We start from the raw sequence: 21,994 nt of genomic DNA, 5'->3' as shown, positions 1-21,994 counted from the left end.
GCTCAGGCATCCGCAGAACCGCCTTCTTCCCGGAACTCAAGACTCCAGCGCTCGATACTTGCGCGCAACCGCGTCAGGAATTCGTCGCCAATGTCCTGCCACTGTTCGGCCAACCATTTGGAGCGGTCTAAGAGGTCGCGGTTGTAGTCGGTGCCCATGAGCCTGACGAAGGCCGGCGCGTCCTCGGACGCGGCGAAGCGAACACCGTCGTCGGCCTCGACCACATCCACGAGACTGGCGCGCCGCATTAGGCCCAAGCCGTCCTGGATGACGCGCCTGCGCACATGATATTCGCCCACCCGCGATCCGATGGCTGGATGCAGGCTGACCGGGCCGCCGATATCGGCCGTGTGGACCACGAAGAAGTCAAACAGTGACATGGTGTCGAGATCGAGGGCAGCCGGATAACAAGCCTCGAGGATCAACAGAGATCGCACGCCAGTCTCGACGCTGCCGTTGAAGAGGCGTGGTGTGGCGGTCACATCTTCGTCCACGGCATGACCCCCTCGTTAGCGAAGTGATGGCATGTGCCCTGGCGAACCTGGACAGACGCCCGCCGATGCCGACCGAAGATGCCGGTGACCTCAACCCTGCCTGCACGGTCAATCACCCTCGTCAGTCGTTCGAATCCGCTGGTACTGGCATAAGTCTCGAAAACCCCCGCATGCACTTCTTCGTTGAAAAGCTGCAGATGCTCGGGCTCAAGATTGTCCCGGAAGTGACGGCGGAAGGCGTCGGTGTCGTAGTACCGCCGGCGTTGCATTGTCAGATGAATGCCATGCTCGGCATCGGCCAGTACCGCATCTGCATCGGCGAACGGCACGCCGGCGCGCTCCGAATAAATGACGACCAGTTGCCCGACATATACCGATTCCTCGTCGGCCACGGTGCCAGGTATGATGCCCTTGGGCGCGTCGCCGGGGTCATCGCCGAACGTGTCGGCCAGAACGAGGTTCATACCGGGCAGCGCGAGCATCTTGTCAACGTCCCAGCCTTCGATGTCGGCGAACGAGAACTCCTCGATCAACTGCCGCAGTGCTGGCGTCATCGGGACCGGATCCCCGTTGCTCCTAATCTTGCGGGAGCAGCGCGCGTCCCATTCGGCGAGCATCGTCGACCGAAAGCGCTCGGGATTGTGCAGCAGCTGCTCGGCCCCACGATTGAAGCCCTTGGGGGCGACGAACACATATTTCCGCGGTGCGGTGAAATGGCCTTCCGACGCGAAGTGGAGGATCTTGCCGACTTCTTCAAACATGGTGGGGCCATCGAGGGGCTTGGCCAGCATCTTGCACTGGAAATTGTCCCAAGGGCCTTCGTGCTTGGCGCTGCTGATGAATCCGCCGACGTCACGGCCCATGTCCGACGCATCACCGAATTCGTGATGGTCGACATAGTCGGTCAGGCGCGTTGCGACCCAGCGGTGAACGAAGCGCTCCAGCCCCTTGGCGGAGAGCAGCAGAATATCATCTCTATATGTGAGCTTGCCGCCCATCTCATCCTACCATGCGTCACTTCACGCTAACTGATCCAAGAGAACGCCCTAGGGGTCACAGCGCCGCCTCCCTCCTGAAGATGGCATAGCATCTGGCAAGCTACCAGCCCATGCTGCCGAGATCCTGTGGCCAACCATCTCGCAACGAGATTCATGTTGCCCGGTCGGATCGACTCAAAACTTTTGGTCGCTTCCCGGATTTCCGGGCTTAAATCGACTCAACATTTTTTGGTCGCATCAAGCCATGGTGAAAATGGTGGGCCCGTCCGGACTCGAACCGGAAACCAGACCGTTATGAGCGGTCGGCTCTAACCAATTGAGCTACAGGCCCACGCTTCGTTCTCCTAGCGGGTCGACGCTTTGAGGTCCATGGGGTTTTGCATCTGTTTACCGTTTTTTCCGGCGGCTTTGCCCGCTGCCGCAAATCCGTCTCAATGCATCAGGAAAACTTGAGTGTTCTGCTTGGGGCACAACCAATTCCAACGAACGAGATTTCCAGGAGACTATTCATGCGCTTTCCCCTGACGTTTGCACCCATTGCGATGGCCGTGCTGCTCGCAAGCCCGGCGCTTGCCGACACCATGAGCTTGAGCGGCACAGGTACCGTGCGCGCCGCGCCCGACATGGCAACCATCAACACCGGCGTGACAACGCAAGCCGAGACCGCGCGCGAAGCGCTCGACGCCAATTCGGCTGCCATGGCCGATCTGGTCGCCGCCCTGCGCGAAGCGGGCCTGGAAGATCGCGACATCCAGACCTCGGACTTCTCCGTCAGCCCGCAATATGTCTATTCGGACCGGCGCGATGACAATGGATACACCCCGCCGCCCGAAATTCAGGGCTATCAGGTGTCCAACACCGTCACCATCGTGGTGCGTGACCTTGAAGCGCTGGGATCCGTCCTCGATCAGGCCGTAACCGTGGGTGCCAACACCATCAACGGTATTGTTTTCGCCGTCGATGACGTGACCAAGCTTGAGGAGGAAGCCCGCAAGCTGGCCTTCGCCGATGCCATGGCCAAGGCGGAAACCTATGCCGGGGCAGCAGGATTGCGCCTGGGTTCAATCGAGTCGATCCGCGAAATGGATGCCCAGCAGCCGCCCATGCCGATGTATCGTGCCCAGGCCATGGAAATGGCCGCCGATGGGTCGGTCCCCGTGGAAGCGGGCGAAATGTCCTATTCGATCACTGCGACCATCGAATGGGAAATCGAGGACGACAACCAATAGTCCAATACCATGGACCATTGAAAAAGGCCGGGTCCTCTGGATCCGGCCTTTTTTGTCAGACGCCGAGCGCCTGCAGGATCATCCGCCCGCCCACAACCACAAGGAAGATCGCAAACACGATCTTGAGCAGCCTCGCATCGAGCCTGTGGGCCAGCGCCACGCCAATCGGCGCGGTCAGTGTCGCAAGGCCGCCAATGAGAATGAACGAGGGGATGTTGATAAAGCCGACACTAAAGGGTGGTGTGCCCGCCGCGCCCCATCCCGAGATGACGAACCCGACGACCGCTGGAACGGCAAGGATGACGCCGAGCGTCGAACTGGTTCCCACCGCGGTGTGAATGGGCGTTCCGAACGCCGTAAGCGTCGGCACGGTCAGCGATCCGCCGCCAACTCCCATGAGTGCCGATATATAGCCGATCACCGCCGCTGAGATACGATTGACCATCGGCACGCCCGCCAGCGATTCCATCAGCCTGCGCTGAACCGGCAACGCCATGTTGAGCGCTATGAACAACGCCATCACGCCAAAAATGATCTTGAGCGCCGCAGCGCTGTAGAGCCCTGCCATGAGCCCGCCCAGAAGCGAGGCAACAACGATCCAGGGTGCCCACAGCCTGACGATCCTGTGGTCCACGGCGCCCCTTTTGTTATGGGCGCGCGCGCTGCGCATTCCGGTGGGAATGATGACGGCCAGCGAGGTGCCGACGGCCACATGCATGATGATTTCGGGACTGTAGCCGAGCAGTTGATAGGCAAGCACCATGGCCGGAACCATGATGATCCCGCCTCCGATGCCGAGCAGGCCGGCCATGACGCCGGACACCGCCCCGGTCAGCGCCAACCCAATGGCGAAGGGGAGAAAATGTGTGATGATATCGGACAAGGACGTCTGTTCCTGAGCGCGGGGAAGTCATGCGCCCTGATGCAAGAAATTGATGGCCGCCCGACTCTGTCGCCGTCGACCGGACACAGAGACTATCGGGCACTTGTCGGCATCTGTCGACCCCGGGCGCAGAGCCCGTCTAGCCTTCTCCCAGGACGTGCATGACGATCTGTCGCCGATGCGGCGCGTTGCGATGTTCGAAAAGATAGAGACCCTGCCACGTCCCCAGAACCGGCCGGCCATCGATCACCGGAATGGATATCGAGGTCTGGGTCAGCGCCGATTTGATATGGGCGGGCATGTCGTCGGGCCCCTCGGTTGTGTGGACGACCCAGTCCATACCGGGCGGCACCAACCGGGCAAAGAACGATCTGAGGTCGGTTTGGACATCGGGATCGGCATTTTCCTGGATCAGCAATGAGCATGAGGTGTGCCGGCAATAGACCGTCAACAGCCCGTCGCGAACGGGATTCGATGCCATGAAACGCCCGATATCGGGCGTAAATTCATAAAGTCCCTGCCCGCGCGTGGTGATCTCCAGTATCTCGCTCGATTGCTGCATTGCACACCGTCTCCAATCGTCCGCGCAACCCTATCGCAAAGGCGGCGCGGAACCCAAACGGGTTGATCGCGTTTTTGTGACATCTCGAGCGCGTGCCGTCTCGTGGGTTTGCACTGCCCCTTCTGCAATGCCCTTGAACGGCACGCGCTCGACCCCAGACACCCTATCGCGGCCATCCGCCTTCGGTGTTGAAATGAATGGAGATAGAAAATGGCTGATATTGATCGCGACTACACGGATCGCAATCGCACCGAGCGCGAGCGCGTCTATGCAGTCAATTCCGGCGGCAGCGCCGGCTGGTGGATCGGCGGCGTGCTTGTTCTCGCGGTGCTGATTATTGGCTTTATTGCGTTGAGCGGCGGAGAACCCGCCCCCGTCAACACCGTTCCCACCGCTGTTGAAACCACGCCTCCGGCGACCGAGCCCGCACCCATGACGGAAACGGCGCCGGCAACCGAACCCGCTCCGGCACTCGAAGCGGCCCCCGAGGCCACCGCACCGGTGGAATCGGCTCCGGCTGAAACTGCCCCTGTTGAGGCCGCACCTGCCGAAGCTGCTCCCGCAGAGCCGGCTCCTGCCCAGTAAGATTTCAGACTTTGGGGCGTGTCGTTACGGCACGCCCCTTTTCTTGTTCAGCTTGGCGTCATTTTGACGATGTTATCCATCCCTTTCGTGTGACCGCGTGAGCGGCCACATCATTTGCCGGGGGGCAGAGGAGAAAATCCCATGAAGCTCAAACAATTGCTCTTGACCAGTACCGCTATGCTCATGCTCGGCACCCCTGTGGCGCCGCTTTTTGCGCAAAGCGGCAATGCCGACCTTACCGTGGCTCAGGCCGCGCCTCCGGCCCTGGCCGGCGCCATCCAGACCTATCTCGAGGCCCAGGCCGCCGTTGAGGCAGCCCAGGCCTCTGGCGGTGATGCCGCCGCAGCCGAGGAAGCTCTGGCCGCCGCACGCGATGAACTGGGCGCCCTGTGCGCCGCAATCGGACAAGCCGATATCGATGCCTGCATCGCCATGTTCGAAAGTGGCGAGATAGCACCTGCCGCTCCGGCCCCCGAGGCTGAAATGGCGGTCGAAGCCGAAGCAGAAGCCGCCGCTGAACCTGAGGCCCCGGCACCTGAAGCGGAGCCCGCTGAAGAACCAGCGCCCGTAGAGGAACCCGCGCCCTTAGAGGAGCCTGCTCCTCCCGCCGAGGCCGAGGCCGCTCCCGCAGAAGCCGAACCCGCTCCGGCGGAGGAACCGACACCAGCACCGGCTGAAGAGCCTGCTCCGGTCGAAGAAGCACCCACCGCTCCGGCTGAAGAGTCCGCCCCTCAGCCCGAACCTGCTCCGGCTGAAGAGCCCGCTCCTGCTCCCCAAACCATGGAAGAGCCTGAACCGGCGGCTCCCGAAGCTCCTGCAGCCGAGCCCGCCACGCCTGCCGAACAGCCTGCTGCCGACGCGGACGCCTCGGCCCCTGCCTCCCTGCTTGAAGCGGTAACCGCATACGAAGCCGCAGTTGCTGAATTTGAAGCAGCGGTTGCCGCTGGTGGCGATACCAGCGCGGCCGCACAGGCCGTGACCGATGCCGAAGCCGAACTCCAGGGCATCTGTGAAGCACTTGGACAAACCGATCTCGATGCGTGCCTGACCGGCTTTGACATCGAACTCGACATCATCGACGTTCAGGCAGAGCTCGACGGCATGGCCGAAACGCCCGCTGCCCCTGAAGAGGAAGCGCCCGCGGAAGGTGAAGCGCCGCTCGAAGGTGAAGCGCCGGCCCAGGAAATGGACGACAATATCGTTCTCGAAGGCAACGTTCAGGGCGAGATTGTTCCTGAAGGCACCAACGAAAGCGAAGTCGCCCCGCTGCTCGACAGCGACAAGGACACGGCCTCGGGCGTCATGGACGACGAGCAGAACCAGCCGGCGGCTGAGGGTGAAGGCGAAGCCGACGTTGAGGCCGAAGCTGAAGCTGAAGCCCAGAGCGAAACCCCTCAAGAGCCGGCCCCTGCTGCCGAGCCGCTCGACGTGACCGAAATTCCCTCGATCGACACTGAAGAAGGTCAGGGCCGCCAGGAAGTCTCGATCCAGGAGGTCGAAGAAGCCGAATCGGCCTCGGCCAGTGCCCAGCTCCAGGAAGGGTCGGGCCAGCCACAGGCCAATCAGCAGGGTGGCGTTCTCGTTGGCCCGGTTCGTGAAGGCCCATCCAATGCAGAGGTCATCGCCACCATCGGTCTGGCCACGATTTTTGCAATTGGCGCCAACCAGTTCATCAACACGCCCGACACGCCGCGGATCATCTATCCCGACGATCAGCAGTATTATGTCGAGAACCTGTCCGATGACCGCACCCGCGAAACCATCCTGCGGGCCGATGGCAGCCGCATCGTAACGATCCGCGACCGGTATGGCGATGTTATCCGCCGCTCGCGCATCGAACCCGATGGGCGTGAAATCCTGCTCGTCTATGTCGACCCCAGCTATCGCCGTTATGACGAACAGGGCCGCTGGATCGATCCGGGCCGTCAACTGCCGCCGCTGCAGCTCAATATTCCGCCCAGTGAATATGTGCTCAACGCTTCGGCCGCCAACGAGCAGCAGGTCGCGACCTTCCTCGACCAGCCGCCGGTCGAGACCATCCAGCGTTACTACACGATCGACGAGGTCAAGCGCTCGTCCCGTCTGCGCGACATGGTCCGTCGTCTCGAGATTGCCGATTTGACCTTCGAGACCGGCAGCGCCAACATTTCGCAAAGCGAGATCGGCACGCTCTCGGCCACCGCCAACGCCATGCTGGCGCTGATCAGGCAAAATCCTGCGGAAACCTTCCTGATCGAAGGCCACACCGACGCCGTCGGGTCGGACGTCTCCAACCTGGCCCTGTCCGATCGCCGTGCCGAGGCAATTGCCTATGCATTGACCCGCGTCTATGGCGTTCCCGCCGAAAACCTTGCCACGCAGGGCTATGGCGAGCGCTACCTCAAGGTCAACACTCAGGCCGCCGAGCGCACCAACCGTCGCGTTACAATCCGCCGCATTACCCCGCTCATCACCCCGATGAACGGCGCCGCCGGATAAGCACGACCCATACCGATCAAGCAACAAGGCCGGGGCTAATCCCCGGCCTTTCCTTTACCGGCTGTCGCAATATGGTCCGGAGTTTCTCCGGAGCGCTCTTGCGCGGATCGCCCAGATAGATTTCGTGATGCCTGCCCGTCGGCACCCAGCCATTGTCGGGTATGTAATGCTCGTGCATCCGGGCCAGGATCGGCCCTTCGTCATCGTAGGGGCCGATATGAAGCACCTGAACGGCCCTGCCTTCCTCGAGCGCCTCCACCCGCAGGAGATCGAGCGCTGCCGGCCCTTTCTTGGCCCGCGCCGTTTCGATGGCCGCCGCGATCATGGCCGGACCGATCCAGTCGGGCACCATGATCATCATGGTCCAGTGCCATTTATCCTTGTCGCGGGCGGCAAAACTGCGCAGGTCCTTTGCCCACCACAGCCCCTCAAGCGGCGGAACGGTGTAGTCCCGACCGAGCTGTGTCTTGGAAGCAAATTTAAGCGTGTAGGCGACCGCAAAAAGCGTCTCGACCGCCTCACGATAGGACCGTGCCGCATTGGGGTCGCCATGCCCGTCGATCATCAGGAACCGTATGGTCGGCACCTCGACGACGTGGAGGCCCCTGGATCTGGTCGGGCCGTACAACGCTTTGAGCTGTTTTTTGAAGTCGACCTTTTCCATTGCAGATTCCCTACTCGTCCCATCGCCACGATACGGGCCACCCTTAAAGATTGGAAAGAATTCTTGCGCAGTTTGCCCGCAATCCCCATCTGTGGGCTTCGGCAATCATCGGAGATTCTTTTTACGCAATGTTCGACATCGACAAGATCGTAACGGCCCTCAAGACCGACCCCAACATGCAGCGCACCGCGGGTGCAGGCGCAGCGGGCCTTGCTGCGGGTATGCTGCTGGGCGGCGGAGGCATCAAAAAGATCGCCAAATACGGCGCCCTCGCAGCAATCGGTGGTCTTGCCTATAACGCCTGGCAAAAAAGCCGGCAGGACAACACCGCCCCAGATGTCGAAACCCCGCCCGAAGGCCCCTTCATGCCCGCCCCGTCCGACGAGACCGCGCAGGAAGCGCTGGGCAAGGCGCTTGTGCGCGCCATGATCTCGGCCGCCAAAGCCGATGGCCGCATCGATGCCGATGAAAAGGAGCGCATCTTCCAGCGGCTCGAGGACATGAAGCTCTCGGCCCAGGAAAAGGCGTTCGTGTTTGACGAACTTTCAACCCCGCTCGACATCGAAGCGGTGGTGCGCGGTGCCGATACGCCCGAACACGCCGCCGAAATTTATGCGGCATCGCTGGTGGCTATCGAGGCCGATACGGCAACCGAGCGCGCCTATCTCGAAACTCTGGCCAACCGGCTCAGCCTGCCCGACGCTCTGGTCACGGAGATTCACAAGGCTGCCGCACGCTAGAGCGTGTCCAGTAAAATTGGAAACGGTTTGGCGGTTCGGACACGCGACAGAACAAGGGTTTAGAGCCAAGGATTTGAGTCAATCAAATCCTGAACGGCTCTAAATTTTCGGGGAACGAATCGCCGGCTTTACGCTTAACATTGACCGAACACGGAAGCGGGAGGTTGCCATGACCTATCTCGAACCCGACCAGACGCGCCACGCAGGCGCGGGCTCTATCGTGCTGCGGGTCGCAGCAATCGTTATTGTCCTGGCCTTTGGGTGGTTTGCCCTAACGGTGGGCAGCGAGGATTCGACAGGCCGCCCGGAAATCGTTCCCGAACCGACAGTCAGCACGTCCTGACCGTCAAGCTCCCTATTTTTTGCCGCTGCGCTTGATCGAGGTGATCTTGAGCGGCGGCACGCCCGATTTCTCCGAAATGGCCCGATCCTGATCCATGATGGAGGTCAGTGCGGGCTCGTCGCCGTCCAGGCCACCGAGCAGGCTCGCGTCGACCTTGCGGTTGGACCGTTGGCTGCCATCCTCATAAACGATGTCGAAAAGCACGAATTCCGTGCGCATGGTTGGCTTTCTGGCCATGATAAATCCAATCTGAAACTGAACAGGGCCGTCGCCGAGGCGACAGCCCATGATTGATTTTGCGGTAAAGCCGACTTAATCGAACAGGAACTTGCCCTGTTCGCGGATGATCTGCCGGCCCTTGCCCAGGGTGGCCGCTGCGCAATCGTCCTTGTCGGAAAATTTGTCGGCGCGAATAAATGAATAGGTCTTGGTCTCTCCATCGATTTCCTTCTCGATGGTGCCCGCGACCTGATATTCGCCGCCCGATTTCATCAGGGTCGCCTTGATGAGATAGCCTTCGAATTCTTCCTGAGCGTCGATGCTGGCCGCGGCCGGCTGCCTGTCACCGCCAGCGCCGAACAGATTTTTCCAAAACGACATCTCGAACCCTCCATATGCACGAGGCGGCCAATGGCCGCCCCGATTTGTCTCTAGCCTAACGCCAAGCGGACTAGTTGTCCAAAAAGCTCCGCAGCTTGCGGCTGCGGCTGGGATGCTTGAGCTTGCGAAGCGCCTTGGCTTCGATCTGGCGAATACGCTCACGCGTGACCGAGAACTGCTGGCCCACTTCCTCGAGCGTATGGTCGGTGTTCATGCCGATACCAAAGCGCATGCGCAGCACACGCTCTTCACGCGGCGTCAGCGAGGCGAGAACCCGGGTCGTGGTCTCGCGCAGGTTCGACTGGATCGCCGCGTCGATCGGCTGGATCGCGTTGGTGTCGGGAATGAAATCCCCGAGGTTCGAATCCTCCTCGTCGCCGATCGGCGTCTCGAGCGAAATCGGCTCCTTGGCGATTTTGAGAACCTTGCGCACCTTGTCGAGCGGCATCTGCAGCTTTTCGGAAAGCTCTTCCGGCGTCGGCTCACGACCGATTTCATGGAGCATCTGGCGGCTGGTCCGCACGATCTTGTTGATCGTTTCGATCATGTGCACCGGAATACGGATGGTGCGCGCCTGATCGGCGATCGAGCGGGTGATCGCCTGCCGGATCCACCACGTGGCATAGGTCGAGAACTTGTAGCCGCGGCGATATTCGAATTTATCGACGGCCTTCATCAGCCCGATATTGCCTTCCTGGATAAGATCGAGGAACTGCAATCCGCGGTTGGTGTATTTCTTGGCAATCGAGATCACGAGGCGCAGATTGGCCTCGACCATTTCCTTTTTGGCAATGGCCGCTTCGCGCTCGCCCTTTTGCACCTTGGAAACGATGCGGCGGTATTCGGCGATATCGAGCCCGGTTTCGGTGGCCAGCGTCTGGATTTCAGCACGCAGCTCATCGATCGTTGCCCGCTCGCGCGACACGAAATCCGCCCAGCCCTTTTCGGACCGCCCGAACACCTTGTCGGCCCAATCGGGGTCGAGTTCGGACCCGTAATAGGCGTTGAGGAAATCGTCGCGCTTGATCTTGTAGCTCTCGGCAAGACGCAGCAGACGGCCCTCATTGCGCACGAGACGCTTGTTGATGTCGTAGAGCTGCTCGACAAGGCTTTCGATACGGCTGGCATTGAGCGAGAGGGACTTGACGTCCGAGATCACCTGGGTGCGCCAGGCATCGAGTTCCTTGACTTCGCCGACGTCCAGAGACTTGGCGGCAAGCTGGTCTTCGACATGCTGATCCTGGACCTTGCGCATCCGCCCATAGGTCTCGGCAATCCGATCGAATGTCTCGACGACCTGGGGCTTGAGTTCAGCCTCCATGGCCGAGAGCGAGAGATTGTTCTCGTACTCGTCGTCATCGTCATCGTCGTCGGTCTGACCGCCTTCGCCGCTGGCCGCTGCCCCATCTTCTTCGCCACCCTCGGCCCGTCCGGGCCGTTCGGTGCGCGCTGCCGGGGCAGCGGAAGCTGTCGACGATACACCAGCGGGAGCCGGAGCATCCTCGTCTTCGTCATCGTCGTCATTGCCAGCGGTCGCGTCGGCGATCTTGGCATCCGGCCCGGCATAGGTGGCTTCGAGATCGATGATGTCGCGCAGCAAGATCTCGCCTTCGGCAAGCTGGTCGCGCCAGATGATGATGGCCTGGAAGGTCAGCGGGCTCTCGCACAGCCCGGCGATCATGGTTTCACGACCGGCCTCGATGCGCTTGGCGATGGCGATTTCGCCCTCGCGGCTGAGCAGTTCGACCGATCCCATTTCACGCAGATACATGCGCACCGGATCGTCGGTCCTGTCGGACCCGGACTTGGCGTTGGACGTATTGGCGACCGCGGTGGTCCCCGTCGTCGCGATCTCGCCGCCTTCGTCGTCGCTGCTGTTGTCGGCCTCGGCCTCTTCGACCTCGTCCTCGTCGACGACATTGATGCCCATGTCCGAGAACATGGCCATGATGTCTTCGATCTGCTCGGAGGTCACTTCTTCCGAAGGCAGAACCGCATTGATCTCTTCATAGGTCACATAACCGCGCTTCTTGGCGGTCTTTATGAGCTTCTTGACGGCGGCATCGGAAAGATCGAGAAGCGGCCCATCGGGTGCTTCGGTCTGCGATTCCGGCTTGCTGTCGGTCTCGGTCTTGGTCTGGTTGGCTGCCTTGGTGGCCATATAGTTCGCTCTCCTGAGCCGCACCATGGTTTGCGGCACTGGTGTCATCACCCGATGATCGCACTGGAACTGGGATTGAAAGACATCACAGGGTTAACAAATCGCTTAGGTAATGCGAAACAACCCTGATTCTGATTCGAATCCTTTTGCTGCAGGAGCGCTCCATACACGCAAAAGCGCACAGACACGAATCATCTTTTTTTCAAAGACTCCGCGTCGCACGCCCGGATAGCGAACCAAATCCCTCGATCAATGCCTCAGTACCGTCGACACTGGAAATCTGATTCTGGATGTCACGCAGCCGCTCGAATGCGTTTTCGCTCAGGTCTTCGCCTAGCGCCAGTTCGGCTGCTTTGAGTTCCCTATTTAGTTGAACGGATTTGTAATGCAAGGCCAGCGAGTGTTTTAATCCTGTTTCAGCGTCCGATTGTGCAGTCTCGGCATCGGCCTGCCATATCCCTTGCCGCGACAGTTGGCTGCGCATTTTGTCGAGCACCGGCCCATGCCCGCGCGCGATCAGCGCCTCGGCGATCCCGTTCGGTCCCAGGTCCGGGTGGACGGTCACAAGGTCGAGAAAGGCCGCCAGAACCTGCCGCGCCGGCAAGGACTGGAATTCGATTTCCGCCAGCGCCTCGAGCCGGGCCTGGGCCAGTTCGGGATGATTGACCAGACTCATCAGGATCACCGCTTCGCGGGGGATCACACCGGGCGTCGCGGCGCCCTTCAAGAGCCGTGAATTGCGCAGCGTGTCCGAGACGAGCATCTTGGGGTTGCCGCGCTGACCGGTGCGCCGCTGCTCATATCCATTGTTTCGCCCGTCGCGCCGATACTGCCCGCGCGTCGAGATAAACAGCGACGAAATTTTTTCATCGAACGCCTGGCTGTAATGGCGCCGCACCGAAACATCGGCGATCCGTGCTGCCCGTTCACGCAGCCGCGCTTCCAGCGCCGCACGCTGCTCGGGCGCTTCGGGAATGCCCCCTGCCGTCTCCATGGCCCATACGGCATCGGCCAGTGACCGGCCGCCGGCGACAAGATCGGCAAAGGCCTGCCGCCCCTGCTGCTTGATGAGATCGTCCGGATCGAGCCCACCGGGAAGCGTGACGATCGAAACGCTCTTTCCGGGTTTGAGCAGGGGAAGCGCGATATCGACCGAGCGCTCCGCCGCCCGCATCCCGGCGCTGTCGCCGTCGAAACACAGCACCGGAATATCGGTCATACGCCAAAGAAGGTTGAGATGATCTTCGGTCAGCGCCGTCCCGAGCGGCGCCACGGCCCCCTCGAACCCGGCCGCGACCGCAGCGATAACATCGAGATAGCCTTCGACAACGATCAGCGGCTTGCCGTCATATCCGGCCTGCCGTGCCGCCTGCCCGTTATAGAGCGTCTGGCGTTTGTGAAAGAGTTCGGTTTCCGGCGAATTGAGATATTTCGCCGCCACGTCCGCGCTCAACGCCCGCCCGCCAAACGCGATAACCCGCCCTCGAAAATCGGTAATGGGAAACATCAGCCGGTTGCGGAACCGGTCATAGGGCACCGAAATGTCTTCACCATGGACGACCAGCCCCGTCTCGGCCATTTCCCTTGCCGAAACACCGTTCGCCGCAAGAAACTCTTTCAGCCCGTTGCGGCTGTCAGGTGCAAACCCGATTCTGAACCGCTGCTGCATGGCGCCGGATACGCCGCGCTCGAGCAGATAGCCACGCGCCCGTGCGCCCACATTGTGGGCCAGCGCCTCGACGAAATAGGCTGTCGCCAGTTCCATGACGTCGTGAAGCGACCGTCTCGCCTCGGCCCGCTTTTCCGCCTTTTCGTCCCGCGCCGGCATGGGGACGCCGGCCCGTCCGGCCAGGAGTTCCACCGCCTCGGGAAAGCTCATCCCGGTCTTGTCGGTCAGAAAGCGGAAATGATCCCCGCTCGCCCCGCACCCGAAACAGTGATAGCGCCCCCGCCGGTCATCGGCGTGAAAGCTGGGGCTCTTTTCACCGTGGAAGGGGCAGCAGGCCCACATATCGCCCTTGCCGGGCTGGGATTTGCGCTTGTCCCAGACAACATGCTCGCCCACCACCTGCGTGATTGGCAGGCGGTTTCGAATCTCGTCCAGAAAATGATCGGAAAAGCGCATGCGTTTTAGGTAAGCGCTGGTTGGCGCTTTGTCACCTGTTGCCGCGCTTTTCCTCCTTATTCACAGCCTCAATGACCCGCTTGCCAGAGCCGCCAGGCAAGCCCAAGCAGGCCGAAGGCAAAGACCATCATCAGCACCCCGCCAACCATCACCAGGGCCACTGCTGCCTCGAGTGGCCAGAAGGCGAGCAACAGCCCGAACAGGAAGTAAAGAGCGCCGCTGAGCAGCACTGGCCAGATCTTGGCGTAGAGCTGGCGTTCGCGGACGACCACGACGATTTCCATGGCGCCCACGAAAATGGCCTGAAAGGCCACGAGATAAACCAGGAACGTCGCCGTAACCAGCGCACCCAGCAGCGGCGAGATAAGGATCAGAATGCCCACGACGATCGAGAGGGCATTGCGCACCACGTCGAACCAGAAATTGCCGGTCCTGCCGCCCCCGAATGTGATCGCCCAGAGCCCCAGCGCGCCGTCGATGACGAACAGCGCCGCCGCAAAGGTGGTAAGCACCAAAAGAGCCGCGCCGGGAAACAGCACGGCATAAATCCCCGCGAGCAGCATCAATACGCCGCGAAGCCCGGTCAGAATAGAAGGAAAGCGAGACGACTTCTTTTCATCAGCCATGATAGTCCCCTAAGCCGCAACAACCCGGGAACAATACGCCTGATATCTAAAGGAGAAAAGATCAGGCGCCCAGTTGTGCCTTGACCTGCTTGGAGGCCTGCCCGAAATCGATCTGCCCGGGATATTTCGCTTTGAGCACGCCCACCACCTTGCCCATGTCGCGCAGCCCTTCGGCCCCGGTTTCGGCAATGGCTGCCTTGATCGCCGCATCGACTTCGGCTTCGGTCAGCGGCTTGGGCAGGAACTCCTTGATGATCTCGATTTCCTCGCGCTCCTGCGCTTCGAGCTCGGGCCGCCCGTTCTGGCCATAAAGGGCCGCCGATTCCTCGCGCTGCTTGACCATTTTTTGCAGGATGGCAAGGATGTCCTCGTCCCCGATACCATCCTTACCCTCGCCCCGCGCCGCGATTTCGCGGTCCTTGATGGCGGCATTGATGAGTCGCAGCGTCGTCGTCCGGCGGCCGTCGCGCGCCTTCATGGCGTCCTTCATGGCAGCACTGATCTGATCGCGCATGATCGGTTTCCCTTGAGGTTTGTTGTCCTGTTTTGGTGCCGTTCCTATAGCCCAAGCGTATCCGCAAAGCCAATCGCCCGCTCAATTTCCGCTAAGTCATTGATTTGCAATATTTTCAATTGCAAAGGACTCGGTTGACCGCGCCCTGCCCTTCAAATAGGTTCGCGCAAATTCAATATAGGGCGGAAGAGAACCACCAAACGGCGATCATGGCCGGAGGTTCCGCGCGCCTGACCTGATGTACGAAAAATGGAGAAGCCCCGTGTCCGGTTGGAAAGAATCCGCCCCCACCGCAGTCCTCATCCTGCGCGATGGAACGCGCCTTGAGGGCCAGGGCATCGGCGCTGTGGGCACGGCCGTCGGCGAAGTGTGCTTCAACACCGCCATGACCGGATACCAGGAAATTCTGACCGATCCCTCCTATGCCGGCCAGATCATCACCTTCACCTTCCCCCATATCGGCAATGTCGGCGCCAATGACGAAGACATCGAGACCGTCAACATGGCCGCAGCCTCGGGCATCCGCGGCGCCGTCATCAAGGCCGACGTCACCAGCCCGTCCAACTACCGCGCCGCCGAACGGCTCGACGCCTGGCTCAAGAAGCGCGGCATCATCGGCATCGCCGGGCTCGACACCCGCGCCCTGACCGCCCTGATCCGGGAAAAGGGCATGGCCGATGCCGTGATCGCCCATGCGCCGGACGGCAATTTCAACGACGCCGCCCTCAAGGTCGAACTCGACCAGTTCCCGGGCCTCGAAGGTCTCGACCTCGCCAAGGACGTCTCGACCACCCAGACCTATAAATGGGACGAAACCCGCTGGCGGCTGGGTGAAGGCTATGGTCGCGTCGAAAACCCCGATTTCCATGTCGTGGCCATCGACTACGGTGCCAAGCGCAACATCCTGCGTTGCATCGCCGATCAGGGTGCCCGCGTGACTGTCGTTCCGGCCACCGCCACTATTGAAGACATCATGGCCCACAATCCTGATGGCATATTTTTGTCCAACGGCCCTGGAGATCCCTCGGCCACAGGTGAATATGCGGTGCCCACCATCAAAAAAATCATCGAGTCCGGCAAGCCCGTTTTCGGCATCTGCCTCGGCCATCAGCTTTTGGGCCTCGCCCTCGGCGGCAAGACCCAAAAGATGCATCAGGGCCACCATGGCGCCAATCATCCGGTCAAGGACCTGACCACCGGCAAGGTCGAGATCACCTCGATGAACCACGGCTTTGCCGTCGACCGCGACAGCCTGCCCGCCGGGATCGTCGAAACCCACACTTCGCTGTTCGATGGATCGAACGCCGGTCTCGCCGTGGAAGGCAAGCCGATCTTTTCGGTCCAGTACCACCCCGAGGCTTCCCCCGGCCCCCACGACGCCCATTACCTGTTCAAGCGCTTCATCAACCTGGTGCGCGAACAGAAGGGTATGGAAGTGCTCGCCGAATAGTTTTCATAGGTGCCGGGTTTCGCTCGGCACCGCCCACCAATTGTCGTTCAGTCCGTCATAATAGGTGACCGGCGCGGCGATCAGTTCGTCCGGCGGTGCGTCGTCCAGACACGCGACGTTGATCGAAACGCTCTCTCCATCGTTCCATTCCGCCTTGGCAACCCGCCCGAACGGCGTGACCCCGCACCCGGGGCAGAACATCGCCGTTCCCATGCGATTGGGAACCATCGTCTCTTCGCCCTGTAATGCCCGGAACGCTTCCGGTTTGACGCTCGCACTCCACCACCGCCGCTTCCTGCAGCTCGTGCAATTGCACTTCCCCGTGCCCTCGGAGAGGTCGATTTCGGCCTCGAACCGCACCGCTCCGCACTGGCAACTGCCATGGTAGGTTTTCACGCTCATTGATGTTCTCCGCTTGGTGTTCAGGCGAATTTAGCGCGAGGCCGTGACACACGGTGTCAGCAGCCCAGTGGAAATTTCCACAGAGTGCGCTGTCATAATTTGACCAAACGATAAAAAAGGAGGACGTTATTCACGCGTCCGTCATCGGGCCGTCAGAAAACTGCGGCAATGGGGAGACGAGCGCCTCGCATCATTCTTGGTGATTCAACAAACCCCAGCGTCCTTTCGGAGGGACATCATGCATCATAACCTTTCAATCAGCCGCCGCGCCTTTCTTGCGGGCACGGCTTCGGTCGGCGCAGCCGCTATCGTCATGCATCCCTTTGCAGCAATGGCGCAGGCCAATCAGGCCCATCTGCGCATCCTCGAAACCACCGACATTCACGTCAACCTGCTGCCCTACGACTATTATGCGGACCGCGAGGACAACACCCTCGGCATGGCGCGAACCGCCTCGATCATCGAAAACATCCGCGCCGAGGCCGGCAATGCCATCCTGCTCGACAATGGCGACATGCTCCAGGGCAGCCCCATGGGCGACTATGTCGCTTACGAGCGCGGTGTGGACGACGAGGATATCCATCCCACCATCGCGGCCATGAACGCACTGGGCTATGACGCGGGCACCATCGGCAACCACGAATTCAACTATGGCCTCGAATTTCTTGAAGCCGCCATTGCCGGTGCGCAATTTCCCGTCGTCCTCGCCAATATCGTGCGCGGCGAGACCCTTCCCGACAACATTGCCGATGACGACACGCTGTTTGAACCCTATGTGATCGTCGAAAAGGAACTGACCGACGGCGCTGGCGAAACCCGCACAATCCGTATCGGCCTGATCGGCTTCGTCCCGCCCCAGATCATGACCTGGGATTCCGCGCATCTGTCCGGCAAGGTCGCCCCGCGCGACATCATCGAAACCGCAGAGCACTACGTGCCCATCATGCGCGAAGAAGGTGCCGATATCATCGTCGCCATGAACCACGGCGGCATCGAGGGTGGCCAAGCCTCCCCGATGATGGAAAACGTTTCGCTCCAGCTCGGCGCGATCGAGGGCATCGATGTGATCCTCGCCGGCCACCAGCACCTCGTCTTCCCCGGCCCTGACTATGAAGGCATCGAAGGCGTCGATATCGAAGCCGGCACGCTCAACGGCACGCCCGCCGTCATGGCCGGTTTCTGGGGCAGCCATATGGGCCTTGTCGACCTGCTGCTCGAAGTCGACGATGCAGGCACCTGGTCGGTCCTGTCCCACACCTCCGAAGCGCGCCCCATCTATGAGCGTGTCGATGGAGCGGTTACCCCGACCGTCGAATCCGAAGACACCGTCACCGAGGCGGTCGATGAAGAACACCAGGCAACGCTGGATTATGTCCGCCGCCCGGTCGGCGAAACCGCTGCACCGCTGCATTCCTATTTCGCGCTGGTGGCCGACGATCCCTCGGTCCAGATCGTTAACATCGCCCAGAAGGCCTATCTCGAGCAGATGATGGCCGGTACCGAATGGGAAGGCATTCCGATCATCTCGGCGGCAGCCCCCTTCAAGGCCGGTGGTCGCGGCGGCCCGGAATACTATACCGATGTCCCGGTCGGCCCGGTTGCCATCCGCAACGTTGCCGATCTCTATCTCTATCCCAACACCATCCAGGCAGTGCTGCTGACCGGCGCCGACGTCAAGGAATGGCTCGAACGCTCGGCCGGTATCTTCAATCAGGTCGAACCCGGTTCGAGCGATGCCACGCTCATCAATCCGTCCTTCCCGTCCTACAATTTCGACGTGATCGACGGCGTGACCTACAAGATCGACGTCTCCCAGCCGTCCAAATATGCCGCCGATGGCGGCGCTCTGGAAAACCCCGAGGCCGAGCGCATCGTCGATCTGATGTATGACGGCGAACCCATCGATCCCGAGGCCCGGTTCGTTGTCGCAACCAACAACTACCGCGCTGGCGGTGGTGGTGGCTTCCCCGGCGTCGGCCCCGACAAGATCATCTTCATGGGACCCGACACCAACCGCGACCTGATCGTGCGCTACATCGTCGAACAGGGCACCATCGATCCGGCCGCCGACAGCAACTGGTCGCTGGCCGAATTGGGCGACACCACCGTGTTGTTTGAAACCGGCCCCGCCGCCGAACAGCACCTGGCCGATGTCACCGCAGTCACCATCGAGCCGACCGGCGAAACCAGCGAAGCGGGCTTCGGCGTCTATCGCATAACGCTCTAAGGGAAAGCGATTCTGGAACAGGGGCTTGGCCCGCGTTCCGGACTCAACATGAAAGGCGGGCCTCAAGTTGAATCAGAACTTGAGGCCCTTCACTTTTCGGATCAGGTGCGGTTTTCAGATAGCGCCCGAAAACGTGTCGCATTCCCCCACATTGCCCGATGAATATCCGCGCTCGAACCAGTCCTGGCGCTGGGCCGAGGTGCCGTGCGTGAACGTCTTGGGAACGACCGCACCCTGCGTCCGGCGCTGGATGGCGTCATCCCCGATCTGCTCGGCCGCATTGATCGCTTCCGCGATATCCCCGTTCTCGAGCAGGTTTTCTTCGCCCACATAGCTCGCCCAGATGCCGGCATAACAATCGGCCTGCAACTCGATCCGCACCGAATAGGAGTTGGCCTCTTCTTCACTCATCGATTGTATGGCCTGCGCATATTCCGGCAGCACCCCCACCAGGTTCTGCACGTGATGCCCGATCTCGTGGGCGATCACATAGGCCTGCGCGAAATCCCCCGGCGCGCCGAACTGGCTGCGCAGCGTTTCATAGAACGAGAGGTCGATATAAACGTTCTGGTCCCCCGGACAATAGAACGGTCCGGTGCGCGCGTCGGCCAGCCCGCAGGCTGATTGGTCGGTGTCGGTAAACAGCACCACGGTGGCCGGCTCGTAGGTCATGCCGTTTTCGATGAACACCTCGGTCCACAAATCCTCGGTGTCCTGAACGACCACCGCGACGAAATCGGCAAGATCATCCTCCCCCGCCTCGGGCAGCGGCCGCGAGACCGAACCCGAACCGCTGGTTCCCGTCCCCAGACTGCCATCGAGCAGCGACATCGGATTGATGCCGAGCGCGACCCCGACGATGAGAATGAGGACGATGAACCCGATCCCCATGCCACCGGATCGGCCGCCCGTGGGAATGCGGAACCCCGATCCGCCCATACCCGACGAACGGCGGAACAGGCCACCACTCGCGCCGCGTCGATCCTCGATATTGGACGATCGCTTACGCCCCCGCCATTTCATGGATTATTCCTCGCTCCACGCCTCAAGCAATGGTCCGGTTTCACCTTGCACCGGATCGGTTCGGGGCGCCGGAACATTCGAGATATTGGCAAGCGCTGTCTCGCGCTCACCGTGCTCGCCGGTAAGGATATCCCAATCCTGACCCGGCGGGTATGCTCCAACGACCGCAAAATCGGTGCTGGCGCTTTCGAGCTTGTGTGCGACCCCGGCCGGGATCACCACCGCATCGCCTTCGCTCACGCTCACAGTAACACCGCGCGGGCCGCCCAGAGCGATTTGCGCGCTGCCGCTGGCGACGCCGAGCGCCTCGTGCGCGGTCGAGTGATAGTGATGATATTGAAAGATCGAGCCGACCCATTGGGCCGGCCACCCATTTCGCGACAACAGGGTTTTGAATGCCTCGGCGGAGGACCCCTGTTCGATCGCGGCGCGATAGACCAGAACGGCAAGCGTGCTGTTGGGAAAACGCCCGTCATCCTCCAGGATCAGCCGTTCGATGACGCCCGTCCCGGCCATTATTGCGTGACGTCCACCGCCGGAACATCGACGGAAACCGTTCCGCCCTCGCCACCGGAATTGACGTTGACGAAATAGATGACGCCGATGACCACGACCAGCGCGACGATCACCGCAAAGATCATTCCGCCGCCCCCACCACCGGAATTGACCACAACCGTTTCGCGTTCGCGTTCGACCATTTTCCGTCCTCACAGTCTGTTGTGGCATCGAAACGGAAAGGCGGGACCATTGGTTCCGACGGGAAGGAGTGTTTGGCCGACGGGCCAGAGGCACATCGTTATTCTTTTTCCTCAGCGAGCAGGATCTCGAGATTGCCGATCATCGTTTTCAGGCGTTCGCGGTGCCGCTTGCGTTCCTGCGCGTCCAGTCCCGTCGCCGCACACCCGTTGATCCGCACGACGGCTTCCATCATGGCGGCAACTTTCTCACGTCCGGAAGTGCTCAGCCCGATCAGCAATTTACGCCTGTCCTGCGGATCGGGGCGCCGGGTCAAAAGCCCGTCGCGATCCATGCGGCCGAGCGTCGCCGCCATGGTGGGCTGCTCGATCCCGGCAAAATCGGTGAGCTCGGCCTGCGTCATTTCCGGCATCTCGCTCAGCGCGTACAGCACCGGCACATAGGCACTCGCCAGCCCGTGCGGCCGGATGGCCCGCGTCATGGCCTGCATGAACAGCCTTGCCGCACGATTTGTCAGATAGCCTTCGGAATCACGGCGTTGCATCGGTATCCATAGCATGCTATTTAATAATCATAGCATGCTATATACCCCCTCAATCGCTCAGCCACAAGGTGCGATCATGAGCCTCAAGAGCACACCCGACCGCTACGGAACAATCGCCATCGTCGTTCACTGGGTGACCGCATTGTTGGTCCTGGCGCTTATCGTTCTGGGCCTCAACGCGGCGGACGCCGATACCGATGCCACAAAGCGCGCCCTCCTGATCCCCCATATCGCACTGGGCCTGACCGTACTGGCGCTGACCATATTTCGCATTTTCTGGTGGGTCTTCGCCGACCGGCGTCCGGACGAACTGGCCGGCATCCCGCCCCTCCAGTCGCGTATTGCCGCCACGGTGCATGTGCTGGCCTACGTGTTCATCATCCTTCTGGCATCGACCGGCATTGCCACCAACATCATCGGCGGCGTCATTCCGGCCCTTGCAACGGGCGCGCCCATTCCCGATCTCGACGACATCGCCCCCCGCGATATCCACGGGGTGCTGGCGCGGCTGTTCATGGCGCTGCTGGCCATCCATATCGGCGCCGCGCTCTACCACCATTTCATCCGCCGAGACGGCCTTCTTTCCCGCATGGGCATCGGCAAGCTGCCCCGCTGATCCAAAACAAAAAAGAGCGCCCCGAAAGGGCGCT

The 21,994-nt window shown here is 61.1% G+C and carries 24 protein-coding genes and 1 tRNA gene; 8 read left to right on the top strand and 17 right to left on the bottom strand.

Translation table 11 applies throughout. The features are described from left to right. Positions 1 to 2 precede the first annotated feature (2 nt). From V6617_RS06225 to V6617_RS06215, 3 genes are all read right to left on the bottom strand, one after another. A complete protein-coding gene (locus V6617_RS06225) occupies positions 3 to 494 on the bottom strand; it encodes an ABC-three component system middle component 2 (RefSeq protein WP_338609797.1) in 492 nt (163 codons plus the stop codon). Continuing rightward, complete coding sequence (locus V6617_RS06220) at positions 479 to 1,492, bottom strand: ABC-three component system protein (protein WP_338609796.1); 1,014 nt, start codon at positions 1,490 to 1,492, stop codon at positions 479 to 481. Before V6617_RS06220 ends, V6617_RS06225 begins: the two co-directional genes overlap by 16 nt. 254 nt (positions 1,493 to 1,746) lie before the next feature. Further along, positions 1,747 to 1,823 (bottom strand) — tRNA-Ile (locus tag V6617_RS06215). 178 nt (positions 1,824 to 2,001) lie between these two features. Between V6617_RS06215 and V6617_RS06210 the strand changes: the two genes are divergently transcribed. Beyond that, entirely contained in the window at positions 2,002 to 2,721 is a 720-nt protein-coding gene (locus V6617_RS06210; RefSeq protein ID WP_338609795.1) for an SIMPL domain-containing protein, read from the top strand. A 55-nt stretch (positions 2,722 to 2,776) separates the two neighbouring features. Here the strand turns inward: V6617_RS06210 and V6617_RS06205 are convergent, their stop codons facing one another. Both V6617_RS06205 and V6617_RS06200 read right to left on the bottom strand, forming a co-directional pair. Beyond that, entirely contained in the window at positions 2,777 to 3,604 is an 828-nt protein-coding gene (locus V6617_RS06205) for a sulfite exporter TauE/SafE family protein (protein WP_338609794.1), read from the bottom strand. Between the two features lie 139 nt (positions 3,605 to 3,743). Continuing rightward, the gene (locus V6617_RS06200) at positions 3,744 to 4,166 is read right to left on the bottom strand and encodes a secondary thiamine-phosphate synthase enzyme YjbQ (protein ID WP_338609793.1); all 423 of its coding nucleotides are present in this window, start codon (positions 4,164 to 4,166) and stop codon (positions 3,744 to 3,746) included. Between the two features lie 210 nt (positions 4,167 to 4,376). Between V6617_RS06200 and V6617_RS06195 the strand changes: the two genes are divergently transcribed. Both V6617_RS06195 and V6617_RS06190 read left to right on the top strand, forming a co-directional pair. Then, complete coding sequence (locus tag V6617_RS06195) at positions 4,377 to 4,751, top strand: hypothetical protein (protein ID WP_338609792.1); 375 nt, start codon at positions 4,377 to 4,379, stop codon at positions 4,749 to 4,751. Between the two features lie 141 nt (positions 4,752 to 4,892). Further along, entirely contained in the window at positions 4,893 to 7,229 is a 2,337-nt protein-coding gene (locus V6617_RS06190) for an OmpA family protein (RefSeq protein ID WP_338609791.1), read from the top strand. A gap of 16 nt (positions 7,230 to 7,245) precedes the next feature. Here V6617_RS06190 and V6617_RS06185 read toward each other — a convergent pair whose 3' ends face one another. After that, the gene (locus tag V6617_RS06185; protein ID WP_338609790.1) at positions 7,246 to 7,893 is read right to left on the bottom strand and encodes a GyrI-like domain-containing protein; all 648 of its coding nucleotides are present in this window, start codon (positions 7,891 to 7,893) and stop codon (positions 7,246 to 7,248) included. Positions 7,894 to 8,021: 128 nt separating this feature from the next. Between V6617_RS06185 and V6617_RS06180 the strand changes: the two genes are divergently transcribed. Then, the gene (locus V6617_RS06180; RefSeq protein ID WP_338609789.1) at positions 8,022 to 8,633 is read left to right on the top strand and encodes a tellurite resistance TerB family protein; all 612 of its coding nucleotides are present in this window, start codon (positions 8,022 to 8,024) and stop codon (positions 8,631 to 8,633) included. 169 nt (positions 8,634 to 8,802) lie between these two features. Next, positions 8,803 to 8,976, top strand: coding sequence for a hypothetical protein (locus V6617_RS06175; RefSeq protein WP_338609788.1), 174 nt, complete (start codon positions 8,803 to 8,805; stop codon positions 8,974 to 8,976). 12 nt (positions 8,977 to 8,988) lie between these two features. Here the strand turns inward: V6617_RS06175 and V6617_RS06170 are convergent, their stop codons facing one another. From V6617_RS06170 to V6617_RS06145, 6 genes are all read right to left on the bottom strand, one after another. Then, positions 8,989 to 9,213 (bottom strand): hypothetical protein, encoded by a 225-nt coding sequence (locus V6617_RS06170; protein ID WP_338609787.1) that lies wholly within the window; start codon positions 9,211 to 9,213, stop codon positions 8,989 to 8,991. Positions 9,214 to 9,288: 75 nt separating this feature from the next. Next, positions 9,289 to 9,576: an HlyU family transcriptional regulator gene (locus tag V6617_RS06165; RefSeq protein WP_338609786.1), complete on the bottom strand. Its 288-nt coding sequence runs from the start codon at positions 9,574 to 9,576 to the stop codon at positions 9,289 to 9,291. Between the two features lie 70 nt (positions 9,577 to 9,646). Continuing rightward, a complete protein-coding gene (rpoD, locus tag V6617_RS06160) occupies positions 9,647 to 11,737 on the bottom strand; it encodes an RNA polymerase sigma factor RpoD (RefSeq protein ID WP_338609785.1) in 2,091 nt (696 codons plus the stop codon). 202 nt (positions 11,738 to 11,939) lie between these two features. Beyond that, entirely contained in the window at positions 11,940 to 13,862 is a 1,923-nt protein-coding gene (dnaG, locus tag V6617_RS06155; RefSeq protein ID WP_338609784.1) for a DNA primase, read from the bottom strand. Between the two features lie 68 nt (positions 13,863 to 13,930). Next, complete coding sequence (locus V6617_RS06150) at positions 13,931 to 14,488, bottom strand: HdeD family acid-resistance protein (RefSeq protein WP_338609783.1); 558 nt, start codon at positions 14,486 to 14,488, stop codon at positions 13,931 to 13,933. A 61-nt stretch (positions 14,489 to 14,549) separates the two neighbouring features. Then, the gene (locus tag V6617_RS06145) at positions 14,550 to 15,005 is read right to left on the bottom strand and encodes a GatB/YqeY domain-containing protein (RefSeq protein WP_264227624.1); all 456 of its coding nucleotides are present in this window, start codon (positions 15,003 to 15,005) and stop codon (positions 14,550 to 14,552) included. A 235-nt stretch (positions 15,006 to 15,240) separates the two neighbouring features. On the opposite strand from V6617_RS06145, the gene carA reads away from it, so the two are divergent. Next, positions 15,241 to 16,452, top strand: coding sequence for a glutamine-hydrolyzing carbamoyl-phosphate synthase small subunit (gene carA, locus V6617_RS06140; RefSeq protein ID WP_422394810.1), 1,212 nt, complete (start codon positions 15,241 to 15,243; stop codon positions 16,450 to 16,452). Positions 16,453 to 16,455: 3 nt separating this feature from the next. Here carA and V6617_RS06135 read toward each other — a convergent pair whose 3' ends face one another. Beyond that, complete coding sequence (locus V6617_RS06135; RefSeq protein ID WP_338609781.1) at positions 16,456 to 16,854, bottom strand: GFA family protein; 399 nt, start codon at positions 16,852 to 16,854, stop codon at positions 16,456 to 16,458. 238 nt (positions 16,855 to 17,092) lie between these two features. On the opposite strand from V6617_RS06135, the gene V6617_RS06130 reads away from it, so the two are divergent. Next, the gene (locus V6617_RS06130) at positions 17,093 to 19,081 is read left to right on the top strand and encodes a bifunctional 2',3'-cyclic-nucleotide 2'-phosphodiesterase/3'-nucleotidase (RefSeq protein WP_338609780.1); all 1,989 of its coding nucleotides are present in this window, start codon (positions 17,093 to 17,095) and stop codon (positions 19,079 to 19,081) included. Positions 19,082 to 19,195: 114 nt separating this feature from the next. On the opposite strand, the gene V6617_RS06125 is transcribed toward V6617_RS06130, so the two are convergent. From V6617_RS06125 to V6617_RS06110, 4 genes are all read right to left on the bottom strand, one after another. Continuing rightward, entirely contained in the window at positions 19,196 to 20,104 is a 909-nt protein-coding gene (locus tag V6617_RS06125) for a KPN_02809 family neutral zinc metallopeptidase (RefSeq protein ID WP_338609779.1), read from the bottom strand. Between the two features lie 3 nt (positions 20,105 to 20,107). Then, positions 20,108 to 20,620 carry a cupin domain-containing protein gene (locus V6617_RS06120; RefSeq protein ID WP_338609778.1) on the bottom strand — a complete coding sequence of 171 codons (513 nt, stop codon included), beginning with the start codon at positions 20,618 to 20,620 and terminating at the stop codon, positions 20,108 to 20,110. Further along, the gene (locus V6617_RS06115) at positions 20,620 to 20,802 is read right to left on the bottom strand and encodes a hypothetical protein (RefSeq protein WP_338609777.1); all 183 of its coding nucleotides are present in this window, start codon (positions 20,800 to 20,802) and stop codon (positions 20,620 to 20,622) included. Before V6617_RS06115 ends, V6617_RS06120 begins: the two co-directional genes overlap by 1 nt. 98 nt (positions 20,803 to 20,900) lie before the next feature. Then, positions 20,901 to 21,344, bottom strand: a complete 444-nt coding sequence (locus V6617_RS06110) for a MarR family winged helix-turn-helix transcriptional regulator (protein WP_338609776.1) — start codon at positions 21,342 to 21,344, stop codon at positions 20,901 to 20,903. 76 nt (positions 21,345 to 21,420) lie between these two features. Here V6617_RS06110 and V6617_RS06105 point away from each other — a divergent pair, with 76 nt between their 5' ends. Continuing rightward, positions 21,421 to 21,960, top strand: coding sequence for a cytochrome b (locus V6617_RS06105; protein WP_338609775.1), 540 nt, complete (start codon positions 21,421 to 21,423; stop codon positions 21,958 to 21,960). The last annotated feature ends 34 nt before the right edge of the window (positions 21,961 to 21,994 follow it).

Source organism: Pelagibacterium nitratireducens, assembly GCF_037044555.1.
GTDB classification, from domain to species: Bacteria; Pseudomonadota; Alphaproteobacteria; order Rhizobiales; family Devosiaceae; genus Pelagibacterium; species Pelagibacterium nitratireducens.
This window is presented reverse-complemented; position numbering and strand designations above follow the sequence as displayed.